The sequence below is a fragment of the Candidatus Neomarinimicrobiota bacterium genome, from assembly GCA_018647265.1.
Classification (GTDB): Bacteria; Fidelibacterota; Marinisomatia; order Marinisomatales; family TCS55; genus TCS55.
Genome location: JABGTK010000143.1, coordinates 1 through 14,304, shown reverse-complemented (window position 1 = coordinate 14,304; position 14,304 = coordinate 1). Strand labels below are relative to the sequence as shown.

The 14,304-nt window shown below is 37.4% G+C and carries 15 protein-coding genes; all 15 read right to left on the bottom strand.

Annotated elements, in window-relative coordinates:
- Positions 1–10 precede the first annotated feature (10 nt).
- Positions 11–493 (bottom strand): pantetheine-phosphate adenylyltransferase, encoded by a 483-nt coding sequence (coaD, locus tag HN459_08745; protein ID MBT3479534.1) that lies wholly within the window; start codon positions 491–493, stop codon positions 11–13.
- A complete protein-coding gene (rsmD, locus tag HN459_08740) occupies positions 490–1,002 on the bottom strand; it encodes a 16S rRNA (guanine(966)-N(2))-methyltransferase RsmD (protein MBT3479533.1) in 513 nt (170 codons plus the stop codon). The genes coaD and rsmD overlap by 4 nt, the downstream gene beginning before the upstream one ends.
- Before the next feature lie 3 nt (positions 1,003–1,005).
- Entirely contained in the window at positions 1,006–2,736 is a 1,731-nt protein-coding gene (locus HN459_08735; GenBank protein MBT3479532.1) for a hypothetical protein, read from the bottom strand.
- Positions 2,737–2,746: 10 nt separating this feature from the next.
- Positions 2,747–3,520 (bottom strand): hypothetical protein, encoded by a 774-nt coding sequence (locus HN459_08730; protein MBT3479531.1) that lies wholly within the window; start codon positions 3,518–3,520, stop codon positions 2,747–2,749.
- A gap of 5 nt (positions 3,521–3,525) precedes the next feature.
- Positions 3,526–3,684, bottom strand: a complete 159-nt coding sequence (locus tag HN459_08725; GenBank protein ID MBT3479530.1) for a helix-hairpin-helix domain-containing protein — start codon at positions 3,682–3,684, stop codon at positions 3,526–3,528.
- A 245-nt stretch (positions 3,685–3,929) separates the two neighbouring features.
- Positions 3,930–5,069: a molecular chaperone DnaJ gene (gene dnaJ / locus HN459_08720; protein MBT3479529.1), complete on the bottom strand. Its 1,140-nt coding sequence runs from the start codon at positions 5,067–5,069 to the stop codon at positions 3,930–3,932.
- Entirely contained in the window at positions 5,066–5,605 is a 540-nt protein-coding gene (locus tag HN459_08715; GenBank protein MBT3479528.1) for a nucleotide exchange factor GrpE, read from the bottom strand. The genes dnaJ and HN459_08715 overlap by 4 nt, the downstream gene beginning before the upstream one ends.
- Complete coding sequence (gene hrcA / locus HN459_08710; GenBank protein ID MBT3479527.1) at positions 5,595–6,626, bottom strand: heat-inducible transcription repressor HrcA; 1,032 nt, start codon at positions 6,624–6,626, stop codon at positions 5,595–5,597. Before hrcA ends, HN459_08715 begins: the two co-directional genes overlap by 11 nt.
- Positions 6,627–6,682: 56 nt before the next feature.
- Positions 6,683–7,552, bottom strand: a complete 870-nt coding sequence (locus tag HN459_08705) for an ABC transporter permease (GenBank protein ID MBT3479526.1) — start codon at positions 7,550–7,552, stop codon at positions 6,683–6,685.
- A complete protein-coding gene (locus HN459_08700) occupies positions 7,552–8,205 on the bottom strand; it encodes an ATP-binding cassette domain-containing protein (GenBank protein ID MBT3479525.1) in 654 nt (217 codons plus the stop codon). The genes HN459_08705 and HN459_08700 overlap by 1 nt, the downstream gene beginning before the upstream one ends.
- 29 nt (positions 8,206–8,234) lie before the next feature.
- Positions 8,235–9,146, bottom strand: a complete 912-nt coding sequence (locus HN459_08695) for a calcium/sodium antiporter (GenBank protein MBT3479524.1) — start codon at positions 9,144–9,146, stop codon at positions 8,235–8,237.
- A gap of 10 nt (positions 9,147–9,156) precedes the next feature.
- Entirely contained in the window at positions 9,157–9,738 is a 582-nt protein-coding gene (nadD, locus tag HN459_08690; protein MBT3479523.1) for a nicotinate (nicotinamide) nucleotide adenylyltransferase, read from the bottom strand.
- Complete coding sequence (bamD, locus tag HN459_08685) at positions 9,735–10,499, bottom strand: outer membrane protein assembly factor BamD (protein MBT3479522.1); 765 nt, start codon at positions 10,497–10,499, stop codon at positions 9,735–9,737. The genes nadD and bamD overlap by 4 nt, the downstream gene beginning before the upstream one ends.
- Before the next feature lie 37 nt (positions 10,500–10,536).
- Positions 10,537–11,364 carry a hypothetical protein gene (locus HN459_08680; protein ID MBT3479521.1) on the bottom strand — a complete coding sequence of 276 codons (828 nt, stop codon included), beginning with the start codon at positions 11,362–11,364 and terminating at the stop codon, positions 10,537–10,539.
- A 1-nt stretch (position 11,365) separates the two neighbouring features.
- Positions 11,366–14,296 carry a hypothetical protein gene (locus HN459_08675; protein ID MBT3479520.1) on the bottom strand — a complete coding sequence of 977 codons (2,931 nt, stop codon included), beginning with the start codon at positions 14,294–14,296 and terminating at the stop codon, positions 11,366–11,368.
- Between the last annotated feature and the right edge of the window lie 8 nt (positions 14,297–14,304).

Below are 14,304 nucleotides of genomic sequence, written 5' to 3'. Positions count from 1 at the left end.
GTAAAATAAATCAGGAAAGGTGAAATTTATCTTTTAATTTTTGCAGCACAATAGGCGGTACAAATTTTGAAATATCACCTTTCAGTCGAGCCACATCTTTCACAACGGTGGAATTCAAATGTATAAAGTTTTCTGCTGTCACCATTAACAATGTAGATACGTCTGGGTTTAAATGGTGATTCATGGTAGCCATCTGGAATTCAAATTCAAAATCAGACACATGACGAAGTCCCCGGATCAGAGCCACGGCTTCAATCTTTCGAGCATATTCTGCTATTAAACCATTGGTAGAATGTGCTTCAACATTCCCTATATGATTGGTTGCACCCAAAATCATCTCTATCCGCTCTTCGGGCGTAAACAAGGGATTCTTCTCCGTATTGACGGCAATAACAAAAACAATTTTATCAAATAGTTTTGACGCACGTTCAGCAATGTCAATATGACCACAGTGAATGGGATCAAAGGTTCCTGGGTATACGATTGTTCTCATTTGGTGTTTCTCCAAAAAGTTAGTTGCGTGTCTCCATAAAGCTTAACTCTTGAGGGCGAAATTGAGAATTCTCGAGGCGAAGATTCAAGTATAAAAAATTTATCTTCTTTTAAGCGAGTTAACGATTTTTTTATGACTAAATCAGTTTCTGAATTTTGATATGGTGGATCGGCAATGATTAGATCAAATGACTCGCATTTATCTAAATATTTCAATGCATCCATCCTTATGTAACTAAATTGAGATTCTTTAAAAAGAGAACCATTCATTTTCAAAAGGGATACAACTCGCATACTGGTTTCGACGAATGTAACTGATTCAGCGCCACGACTGCTTGCTTCAAAACCAAGAATGCCTGACCCTGCATAAAGATCTAATATATGGTACCCAGATAAATCACCGAGAATATCGAAAAGACTTTTTCTTACAATGGATGTTGTTGGTCGGTAAGGTGCATTGGCTACAGTTTTTACCCGACGACCTTTATAGCGGCCAGCTTGGATTTGCATACCCTAATCCTGGTATTCGGTTTGTGATGCAAAATAAAGTGAAATATAAAAAATGGCCGACGGATTAATATTACCCGGATCACTGGTATAAACAAATTTTTCTACTACTACATTTTTTCCATTCACAGATAATTCTGACAATAGTTGATTAATATTTTTAATACCACCTATCCTAACGATGATTGGAATTTGGATTCCACTATTTCTTTCTATTGGGTCAATTGCCTTTAAGAATGATTGGTCAATACCTGAAATGTAAGATTGAAATTCTTCCGCCGTGAATTCGGAACGGATATTAGTTGAATCGGCCGAACGATAACTAACCAAATAACCGTGTTTATATTTTTCATCTCCATTTACTTGACGGAGGGAATAGTTTAAAACGTCCCCGAATGAATCTATGGGTGCATCCATTACTTTAGTACCAACCAATTCTAAATCCATCCTACCATCACTTATGGATAATAATAGGATTTTATAGTCGTCCGATAATTTTAAAATTTTCCGGGTTATAGATATTAAGCTTTGTGATTTAAATAGATATTCCAATTCTTTTTTAGGCGGCGCGGTTATTGTTTTAATAATCGGAATTTTTGTAACTACCGGAATTGGCAGTGCGGTTTTTTGAAAAATTTCATCTTTATACTTCATGACTGGATCGAACAATTCTGGTTTTTGATCGAAAACAAGCATGGCCCCTATGGTAACAAAAAAGAAAAAGTACAAGAAGGGTTGAAGAAAATTAATTTTCTTTTTAGGCTTTTTTATTCTCTTTTTAACTTTTTGTTTTACAACTTTCTTTTTTGCAGGTTTTTCGGTTTCCTCTTTCGATTTTAAAATTGGAACAGGCTTCTCATATTCAAATCTTTGCAATCCAGGTTTATCGAAAAAATTAAGAGCTACACCTTTAATCGTTCCTGTAGCAATCGCTGTTAAAATATATAGATCCTCTTCTTTAACCCCTTTCGGAATAATATTACCTTCTAATGCAATGCCAGTAAGGGCAGCCATTTGTTTAATCCGACGACCTTTAAAATTAGCTTTTCTCTTTTCAGTTAATATTCCGGCAAAAAATAATTGGCCAGAAAATACTTTTTTGTCTGAATCATTACCGACCAATGGATGAAGTTTCCATTCACCTTTTAAAAATCGTGCCGATCCAATCTGAAAACTATCCTGTGAATATTGAAAATATTGATAACCGTTTGCTGAAGGGTGAAATACTGTACATCCATTTTCAGGGTTCAATCCAAAATATACGCTTGATTCGCTGCCCATCCACACAGCCTCTCCACCCAACTCCTGAATAGCGAGTTTAATTGGCTCGGTAAAAATTGTAGAGACGCGAATTGCAAAAACTGAATTAGGTTTCCCTTTAAATGATCTTCCAAAATATTCAAATGAACCACCACTTTCCCATCGCTGATTTATCGTCCATTGAACAAATGCCCATCCGTCATTTTCTGTCAATTCCGGTTCAAGATCTACAACGGAAGAGTGGCAATATTCATCTGGGATTGTGACATATACTTTATCACCTTCAAAGGGAACATCTTCACGGATTAGATGCAAGCCTGCATTCAGGACTGAAATAATTTCCGTTTCAGAATTATTTAAAACACTGAGGGGCCTTGGGAGCTTTTTATATGAGAAAGAAGTGAGTAGCGGTTGCCCGTCTTTTTCTGTCCACTGAGCACATAAAAGATGGCTATCCGATATAGCGAGATGAATCACTTATAAATAATTACCTATCCCAACTTTTGGAGCCATCATCAATAAAACCATGATTATCAGCTTTGAAGGCAAAAATGGCATATCGTCGGCGTATAACAGTTTCTTCGATTGGACTATCAACTCTAACCACATTACCTTCATTCATTATTGAAATAAGAAAGGGTTTTTCGGTGACTGGACAAAAATACATAGAAGAATCTGGCATGAATGTATCATAGTAATTCACAACTTCTACACGCTCAGATTCAACTTCTTCTATCAGTGAAACAAAATTAGTATCAGCCTGGAATTTTGCCAAAAGTTTTTTCTGAACATAGGATGTATCATTTCGGGATAGATCTTCTGAAAACATAACAATAGTTGCAATCGTATCTGAAACTGTATCACGTCGGATCATGGGGAATCCAAACGTTGTATCAAAATCAGAATCATATCCCTTAGGTACATTAACCATAAAGGATTTTCCATTTAATGTAATTGATTGCTCCCCCAAATAGGTTGAATCGCCGGTCAATGAATCACGAACAGAGTTCACGACTTGCATAGCCCAAAGTCCATCCGCATCATATTCTTCCATGAGATCATTATAAAAATTTTCAATATCGTACATGTTTTCCATGAAAAAATGGCTTTGCCCCTCATAAAGCTCTTCTTCATCCCAAATGGCCCTAGGTACGTAAATACTTATAATCAGGAAAAGAAAAGCAGTCACAATGGCGAATTCTAATAGGTCGGAATACAGTTTACGTTTTTTAGATAGTTCTGATTGATTATTCTCAGACATTCGATTCAATCCTTCGTCTTTATATAGTTTTTAATTTTTTCAAACGTTTTAGGGCCAATGCCCTTTACTTTCAATAACCCTTCGACGGATTCAAATAATCCATAATCTTCCCTATGGCGCATAATTCTCTCTGCAGTTACAGGCCCAATACCGGGAATTGTCATCAATTTCACTTTATTCGAAGTGTTGATATTAACACTTTTTACGGTTCGAATCTGCTTCTTTTCATGAGGATTTCTGACCTTTTCTTCAGCAATCCTTTCGGCAGCTACTTTGAAAGCCAATATTTCTGATTCTGCAGACGGCACTTCATCACCGATCCAATGGCGGTATGATGTAACAACAATACCTAATACAATGACACCAAGCAGAAATTTAATTACCAAGGATTCCTGCTGGGTGAAGATACTCAATCCAGAACTACCCGTTTAAATATGGGTTCAGATTGACCATTAAGCGAAGATAACTCTTCTAGTATTTTTTTCTGTTGACGAGATAAAGATTTTGGTGTTTGCACTTGGACGCGAACCAATTGATCTCCCCTGGCCGATCCCCGAACACGTGGAAATCCTTTTCCACGCATGCGTAAAATTTGCCCTGATTGAATCCCCGAAGGCACTTTCAAGTTAGCTTTTCCTTCCAATGTAGGCACTTCTAATGTTATACCAAGCGCGGCCTGGTGGAACTGAATTTGCACTTCGGTTATAACATCTTCACCATTACGCGTAAAAACAGGGTGCTCTTTTTCTTCAAAAATTATTATTAAATCCCCAGACTGAAAACCTTTCGGTCCTTTATTTCCTTGACTATTGAGGGTCATATAATTCCCCTCTGCAACGCCGGCAGGTACCTTTACTTTTATTTCAACAGTTTTGCGTTGTATGCCATTGCCACCACAGGGTTTACAGGGATTCTCAATCATTTCACCAGACCCCTGGCAGACAGGACATTCTCGAACTGTTACGGATTGCCCAAAAAATGACTGAGACATTTGTCGAATTTGGCCAGACCCACTACATTGTCGACAGGATGTTGGCATCGTTCCTGCCTGGGCGCCATTTCCAGTACAAGTTTCACACGTTTCATGACGTTTAATCTTGATCGTTTTATCTGTACCCTTAACGATATCCGCATAATCTAATTTTAATGCTACTTTTAAATCTCGGGCCTTTTTAATACCCCTTCTTTGCCCACCACCAAATATACCGCCGAATGGATCAAATCCACCGCTACCACCTCCACCGCCGAAGATGTCTCCAAAACTACTGAATATATCTTCCATGGACATGTGACCATGAAATCCAGTACCGCCGCCAGGAGAATCGCCCATGCCTACGCCGGCATGCCCAAATTGATCATATTGTCTTCTCTTTTGATTATCAGACAAAATTGAATACGCCTCAGCTGCCTCTTTAAAATTTTGCTCTGCTTCGGAATCACCGGGATTTTTATCTGGATGATATTTCATGGCAATCTTCCGATAAGATTTTTTGATTTCGTTATCAGAGGCACTTTTGTCTACACCTATTATGTCATATAAATCTCTCATGATGGCGTCTGGTTTACAACAACTTTTGCATGACGAATGACACGATCTTTATAACGATATCCTTTTTCGAAAACTTCGAGGATTTCATTCTCTTTTTTTCCTTCTTCTAATCGCATCATAAGGGCATCATGAAGTTCAGGGTCTACTAAATCACCGGGCGCTGTAAAAGGCACAACTTCCCGCTCAGAAAACCGTTTGGTGATTTTATTAACAATCAAATCGATACCTTCTTTAATTTTTTCAATATTTGATTTACCATTTTCTTCTGCAGCTTTTGCCAATCGATCCAGATCGTCTAAAACAGTCAAAAATTGTTTAATGACAGATTCACCATCATACTTGAACATGTTACTAGTCTCTTCCTGTTTCCGACGACGATAATTGTCGAATTCAGCTTTAAGCCTAAGATATTTATCTTCATGAGAAGAAATATCGAACTTTAAAGTTTCTATTTGATCTTTGAGTTTAGTAGTCGATGACTTTGTAGGCGTTTTTTTCTTAGCTACCGGTCTGGCAGTTTTTTCTTTAGAGGGCACTTTGTATAATCTCCGCAAATTTATCAATTATGGATTGGACTGACATATATGGAATTCTTTTTGGGCCCAGCACACCAATTGTTCCCTGTATTAGTCCACTGTCAAACTGGGTTGTTATAATGGAACAATCATTTAACAGTTCATCTTCATTCTCGATTCCAATTAATGTTCTTTCTGATTTATCCGAAAAATTATCTTTAAAATGTTGGTTCAAATACGATTTATCCAAGGCAGGTAAAAGACGTTGAAAGTTTGCTAAGTTTTGAAATTCAGGTTGATCAAGTAATACATCAGATGGCGATGTGTATATTCTTTTATTATTATCTATATGAAAATAATTTAAACAATCATCTATCAAAACCTGAACCAATTCGTGGGAATACATTTCTGTACCATTCAATCGCATTCCAATGGTGGATTGAATTTCTTTTAAAGAGCATCCAATCAATCGCTCTTTCAGAATTAGAGTTATCTTATTTATCAACTTTGGCTGAATGTTTAAATCCAAGTTCAGCACAATGGACTTAATTAAACCTGAATCTAGACCCAACACGAGCATAATGCGATTCCCATGGAGAGAAACTAATTCTATGTCCGTTAGGATACTCTTATGATACCCTGAGATCAAAACAACACCAAACATATGACTAACTTTCGCCAACATTAATGCTGTGGAGTCCAACAATTCGTCAACATTATTAGCAACGGTCAACAGTTCTTTTTCAACGCTTTCAGAAAAAGGATCATCCAGCGATCGAAATTTTGGCTTGGCGTTGACATAAAATCGGTATCCTACATCTGATGGAATTCTTCCACCGGATGTATGCAATTGCATAAGGAATCCTTTTTTCTCCAATGAAACCATGCCATTTCGGATTGTGGCTGGAGACACATTCATACCGCAATGCTTTTTAAGATAGCCCGAAGAAACAGGAGTTCCAGATGCGATATATTCCTCAATAACTGATGTGAGAATCGCCGCTTCTCGATCATTCAAATTTGGAATTTTAATTGTTGACATAGGGTTGAAAATTAGATGGTTTGATTTTCATCTGTCAAGAAAGTAATTATAATCATTTATTTTAAAAATTTCGAGATTGCGCGACTACTACCCAAGAAACTGATAATAATCCCAGTTGATGATAAAATACCAATTAAGACCAATGGGTCATATTGTACGTTGAGTTTGGTTACTGAATAAATAATACCGGAGCCAATTTCCAAACCAGCGATAAGGAACGCTGAAGCAAACAAAGCTCCCAGCAAGCCATGGAACATACCTTCAATAATAAAAGGCGCTTTCACAAATGTTCGCGTTGCTCCAATAAGTTGCAGTGCCTGGATTAATTCTTTTTTTGCATAGATTGTCAATCGAACTGTATTTGAAATAATGAATACAGAAATCCCTAAGACTAGAATTAACAAGACTGTCATTCCTTTAACGAATTTCTGGTAATAAGATTCAATTCTTAAAATTAGCCTTCCTTGGTAACTTACATCTTCAACTTCTGGGTAGGTTTTTAATCGGTTAATAATCGGACCAACATTGAATATAGTTTCATGGTTTTTCACCACATTCACCACACAACTGGCCGGCAATGGATTATACCCCACTAAATCAAAAATGTTCTCACCAAACTGGGATTTAAATATTTTTTCAGCATCAGATTTTGAAATCATTGTGGTCGAGCGGACACCCTTGATCTTTTTAAATTCATTGACCAATTCTACTACACGATTATCTTTTACACTTTCCTTAAAAAATACTTCAATTTTGTATTTATCACGAAGGTATTCAATTACCTTACTTGTGTTTTGACTTACAATGATCAATGATCCGGCTACTGCCAAAGTCAGGAAGGTAGAAAAAATGGCCGAAAAGGCGGTTAATTTATGTCGCCAAAGGTTTTTAACACCTTCTGCCAAAAGGAACACCATTTTATCCATTAGGATTGCCGCACACTTCCATTTTGGATTTCAATGATACGATGTCCTCGCCCCTTAATCAAATTATAATTATGAGAGGCCATGAGTATGGTTGTGCCCTCACGATTAATTTCTTCTAATAGTTTAACCAGCTCAAATGAAGTCACAGGATCAAGATTACCTGTAGGCTCGTCAGCTAATATTATATCCGGATCTTTTACCAATGCCCGCGCTAGGCAAGCACGCTGTTGCTCACCACCGGATAATTCTTCAGGTAAATGTTCTGCCTTATCCTCCAGCCCCACTTCTTCTAGAGATTCTACTACTCGATCAACTATTTCATCTTTTGATGACCCAATAACGTGTAAAGGTAGTGCAATATTTTCAAACAGGTTACGGTCGTTTAGTAAATGATAATCCTGAAAAACCATACCAATTTTCCGGCGTAAATAAGGAATCTTCCTCGATTTAATCTGATTAGATTTGAATTTATCTATAACAATCTTTCCAACCTGAGGAATTAAATCCATATAAACTAGCCTAAGTAATGTGGTTTTCCCTGATCCCGTGGGACCAATCAGGAATGAGAATTCATCATCTTCGATAGTCAGGTTAACATTGGAGACACCACCGCCTTTTGGATAGGTATAGGATACGTTATCGAGTTGAATCATAGGATTAATCTAATCTGATTTATTCCAGGTTAAAATAGGAGATAAATAAAAATAAAATATCCGCCCAATAATGTGGCCGATATAAAACGATTGATAGGTTGCTGCATTTTGGCAATCAAAATCATGACTACACCATAACCAATCATTAAAGGAACTTCGAACGACATGATTTCTTTTGGTGAATCAAGAGGATTAATAATAGACGCCAATCCCAATACAGATAAAATATTAAAAATATTCGAACCAATTATATTCCCAACTGAGATGGCACTTTCATTTCGGAATGCCGCCATTGCCGATGTGGCTAATTCCGGTAGAGATGTACCAAAAGCAACCACAGTCATGCCAATAACAATTTCAGATACACCAATAAATCGAGCGAGAAAAATAGCACCATCCACGAATAAGTCTGCCCCAAATGCCAAAAGAAGGATTCCAGCAATAACAAATAAGACAAGACTGAATGTTTTCCCCTGAGGCTTTTCAGTTTTTGATTCGCCAGTATGGGGATTTTTAATGCAAAGTAAAATATAAAAGATTAGACTGATGAACAAAATAGTGCCTTCAAAGCGACTTAAGCGTCCGTCAAAGGCGAAAAGAATAAATAACGCACATGCACATAGATAAATGAACATATCCCTTTTTAAATGGTCATAATTAACCGAAATCGGAAATATGAGCGCACTCAGTCCCAATACTAAACCAACATTGGCAATATTGGAACCAACGACATTGCCTACTGCGATAGACGAGCTACCCTCCATAGAAGCAATAATACTAACAATTAATTCCGGTAGGGATGTACCGAATGCAACCACGGTTAATCCAACGACCAAAGGGGAAATGCCTAAACGCTGAGCAATCCCAGAGCTACCTTTCACAATCCACTCAGCGCCATAAAAAAGCATTACAGTACCGGCAGCCAAAAATATGAGACTCATGAACATTTGATTAATATATATCGCGTTCGTTAATGAATTCCCAAACGGGTTGCGTCACCATATAGCGAATTGTTTTATCTTCTAACCATCTTTCCCTAATTTGTGTGGAAGAAATTTCAATTCGTGGAATATTTGCAAATTGTACTTTAGCCAGGATCCAGTTTGGAATATCACTGGGACGAAAACCCGGTCTAATGGCGACTATCAATTGACATTCTTCTAATATTGCTTTGGGATTTTCCCAAGTGTGGAATTGCTTTAAAGAATCACTCCCAATCAAATAATAAAGATCATTGCGCGTTATATTTGTTTCTTCTTTATAAGCCCTTATAGTTTCTAAAGAATAGGAAATTCCACCACGCTTTATCTCAATATCTGAAATGATGAAATTTGGGTTGTCCTTCGTGGCAATCTTAAGCATCTCTAATCGCAAATTTACATTAGAGATTTTTTGTTCTTTTTTATGGGGCGGGATATGGGCGGGAACAAATACAATTCGATCAAAATGTTCAGCCTCAAAAATGGTTTGAGCTACAATCAAATGGCCAAAATGAGGTGGATCAAATGTTCCACCAAAAAGACAGGTTTTCACTCGACCTCAATCTTTCGCATTACTCTGCCAAGTTCGAACCATTTTTCAACCACTTCAGCCATGCCCAAATTTTCAATATGTTTACGCTTGCTGTCAAAGTGATTTCGAGATATTTCCAATTCGCCACGACGAAAATAGCATTCGATTATTTTCAAATGAGTTTGGTCAATATATTCAGTGTCATAATACAATTCAGTTACTTGCTCAAAGGCTAAAAGAGCTGCTTTGTACTCTTCCATTTTCATATATAAAACGCCCGATTCATATGACTTTTCAGACAATTTATTTCTTAAATCTTTTATATCATCCTGAGCTTTTTTACCATGCTTAGAATTTGGATAATCATCAATGAACTCCTGAAGTTTCCCAATGGCCTTTTCAGAATAAGTTTGATCACGAAAATATTTTGGAGAAAGAGTCACATAAGATTGACAAATACGATAACGGGCTTTTTCAACATAATCGCTGAAAGGCATTTTACGTATTAAGCGATCGTATTCTGCAATCGCCAATAAGTACTCTTTACCTAAATAATGGGATTCACCGAGGTAAAAAATGGCATCATCGCCCAAATCAGTATGAGATGCACCAATCACCACAGTATTAAATTTCATCTGTGCTTTTGAATATTTCTTTTTTGCTAATGCAGTTTTACCTTCCTGAAATTCTGCATTATAATCGATATCTCGTAAAGCTTTATTTCCGGCACATCCTGTTACAAACATGACCGTAGACATTAGAATAGTTGCTGCTACACGCATTAAATGGATTCTTTCTTTCAATTTTTAAGCAGAGAATTTACCACGTATAGGTGACTTGAACACCCCCAACTCCCCACTTATTTAAAGGATTGTAATTCAAATTAAATTTTGCCAGATTTTTAGATTTTTTATTAGCCGTCAAAGCTGCCTCTAAACCGCTGGCTAGATGGTTAAACATCACAACCGTTACGGCATAACGTGAATAATGTTTCAACAAATTACTTTGATGACGTTGATCTCGGAAATCATCTTTTCTTTTCGTGAGAATTATGGATTCAACATTTCCTTTTTGTACTGAAAACCAATTTCCTTCAGAATCAAATGGGTCGTCATAAGGGTCGTCCCAACCGCCTACAAATTGATCATATTTACCGATATTTTCATAAAAATCCCTATCCCGCAAAACATATATTTCTGACCATGAATATCTTTTTACCAAATCTGCCAACTGATCTGAATAAAAATAATCACCATTTATTTTCAATCCAAGCTTATGGGTTCCAATGATTATTTCTTCCCAGCGATTAGGAAAAATTATTTTCGTCCTATTATACCACCGTTCTAGGCCCCAGTGTTCATCGCCAAAAGATTCAAAATTTCGGCGAATATCTTCAGCCCTTTTACCATAATTAGCAGACGATAACAGTCCAATTGTTTCTACACCGGCAAATAGAGCCGGCTTCCACCATGGATCTTTATTCTGAATTTGACCCCATCCCGGAATTAAAAACGATTTAAACATAGCCTTCGCAGAGAGTGGCATTCTCACCGAATCCCGCTGGACTGGATAATTTGATACCTCATAGGGATTGAATTGCGCCAACCCCATTGAAATAAAAAGGGTCAATAGTATGAATCTTTTCATTTTAAAAACCAAACAATATTGTGAAATAAAACCGATCTTCATAGCCATACTTTATGGTATTTCCATCACCAATATCCATTTCAAATGTATCCAATCCTCGGTGATATTCCACTCCAATTGAAGTAGGGTAATTATAAAAAGATGCACCGGACATTCGCCATTCTACTCCTGCCGAACGTTTCATTTTAAAATTTGACTTTTCGCGATTCCATGCATCACCACCTTGACCAATCAACCCAATTGTAGAATGCTGCAAAGTAAACCATCCAATGGGAATATGTTTTTCTCGAAATAATGGCACACGCAACCCCATTTCACCAATCGCCATATTTGTCCCTTCGAGGGAATAAAATGGATAGCCTTTCAATCCGGGCATACCACCGGCAAAAAAGTGAAAAAATGAATCTGCTTTTGTATTGGATATCCATCCTGTTTGCCCCCCAATGGATACCGTCCATCTATTTGTATTGGGAATTTCCCAAAGATATTCACCACTCAATTCTGTCCGCACCAAATCATGATTATTGAAATTGGAAACAAGAGTCCCCGATTCGGATAAATCTAATCCATCAATAAATTGATTCCACTCTTTGGCCACATTTAAGTTGATCCGATATCCCACGGGATTAATATTTTGATCGATTCGCCGCTTGTACTGTGTTAATCCCCATTTCAAACCAGCTTCCTTTCCACGGAAATAATCGTAACCAATTCCCGATTGAAGTTGAGGCTTCCCCACCACTTGCTCCTTTATCGATGCACGGTATTGAGACCAACTTCCGTATAGTTCAAATTGAGTCCCATAAAATGGGATTTGAATACCACCTCGAAATTCAATGAGTCGAAATTTTAGATTATTATCCAGTTTGTATACGGAGTATGCTGATCGTTCTTCCGTATTCCGAGTGAGATAAAATGTTTCAAAAAATAGGGTTGGATATAAATGTTTATACTCAAATAAAAAGAACAAATCTAAATCCTTGGAGCGATTGACAGAAGCACCCCCAACTATCGCAACTTTTTCCAAAATCTCAGATGAATAGAAATAGAATCCGGGTTTAAATGTGCCATAATCCATTGTCACCCTAGGCATGGTAAACATGGGCGGAAAATGATCCTTGTACGTTACCGGTTCTACACGAATCTTTTCACTTATGCGTAAAGATAAATTTTTATTCCGCTGAAAATATGAAGGAGTATATCCCACATGTGTATCAGCCATAATTTCAATAGAATCAAGGATTGCCATTTTATATTGACCATTTTCATATAGGGAATAAACAACCTTCCCGCTCTCATGGATATCCGGCATAAAGGCGCCGCCGGAGACATTGGTTAGATAACCTTGGTTTTTTTTACCAATAAAATAGAGATTGAAGATTCCCGACCGATCATCACTATACACCATTCCATTTTTCGAATAATCACTTTGCCGCTCATCCCATAATTTATTATTTAACACAGGACCTAAGGTAGAATCGGATAAACTCAAATAATGGATATTACGAAAATGATTTGTGGTAATATCATAAATGAGGCGGTCATTTCCTTCATCATAATTCAGTCCGCCAATGATTTCATGGGCATCAAAATCCGTAAGTTTTTCGGTAGATTTTAAATGAAGATCGATCTTGAAAATATTTTGTGTTCCGTCAAAAGTAGCAAGGTAAAAAATGGCACTGTCTTTTGAGCTGAATACAGGAGAGAATGCGCGCGCGTCCTTCGTTAAACGAAATTCTTTTTTAGTTGAAAAGTCATATTCATAAAGGTCATAATATTTTGAACCAAATTTATTCGGCCTCTTCGCTTTTTTGGAATAATATATTTTATCCCCATTCCAAGCCGGTTTAGAATAAACACTCTTGGCAATTTTTTCACTCGATCTATTATTTATATCATAAACGAAAAGATCTGTACTTCCAAAATAATCGTGATCCTGATTTGAGATATAGGCAATCTTTGTGCCATCAACATTCCAGACGGGAAAAAGATTGGCCGTCCCTTTATCATGGATAACTTTCCCCTTTCGTTCATGAAGCAAAACAGATTTTGTCAATGTTTCATATCTCGTATTGAGAACAGTCACAAAATCATTGTAAACACTTTTACCCTCATTTCCTGTGGCATCCTTAATACCTCTATTGATTGAATAATTCATTGGTTTGCTCAAGGATGTCATAATCTTTTCCAAAGATTCAGGTCCATACTTCACTGCCAAATATCGGGCCAAAGCAAAGCCCGCATTATATACAGATTCATTTCCAATCCCACTTTTACCAAAGGTATTCATTTGTCGCCACGAAAGCATGTTGTTGTTCAATATTCTGTCACGGAGAATCATATCCCGTATACTGTCCCAATTATCCCAATCAGCGCCGGGATACATAAATTGGGCGGCACCTTCCGCCAACCACGGCGGTACAGTTGTCCCCGGTAATGGATAGCTCACAAGCGTATTTGGATAGCCATAGAGCACATCGGGACGTTTCTCTTTTTCATAGCCAATCCATTGAAAATAGCCACCGGGAATGGACTTACCAAACTTCTGAGCACGCTGGATGGAAACAATATGGGTGAATTCGTGAGTGATTACATTCTGGAACCAACGGTGTGAACCGCGCAATTCAAATTCTAAAGGACTGGTCCAGATGATAATTTTATTATCATAAAAATATGCGGCACCATTGGATATATCATCCACATCGGTGAAAACGATATCGGTCTTGTCAAATGGTTCATATTGATAGAGTTTAGTTACAAATGGATAAATTCGCTCCGCCACGGTTGCCCCTTCACGGGCGGATTGCTCTGTCTCAGCATAAAAATGAATTCGGAAATGATCGGTTTCAATGGTCTTCCAATCCAACTCAGGATGATTGTAATTCACCTGCCCAAAAGCAATGGACATTAATAAGATGAAACGAAGTTTCATTATTTAAT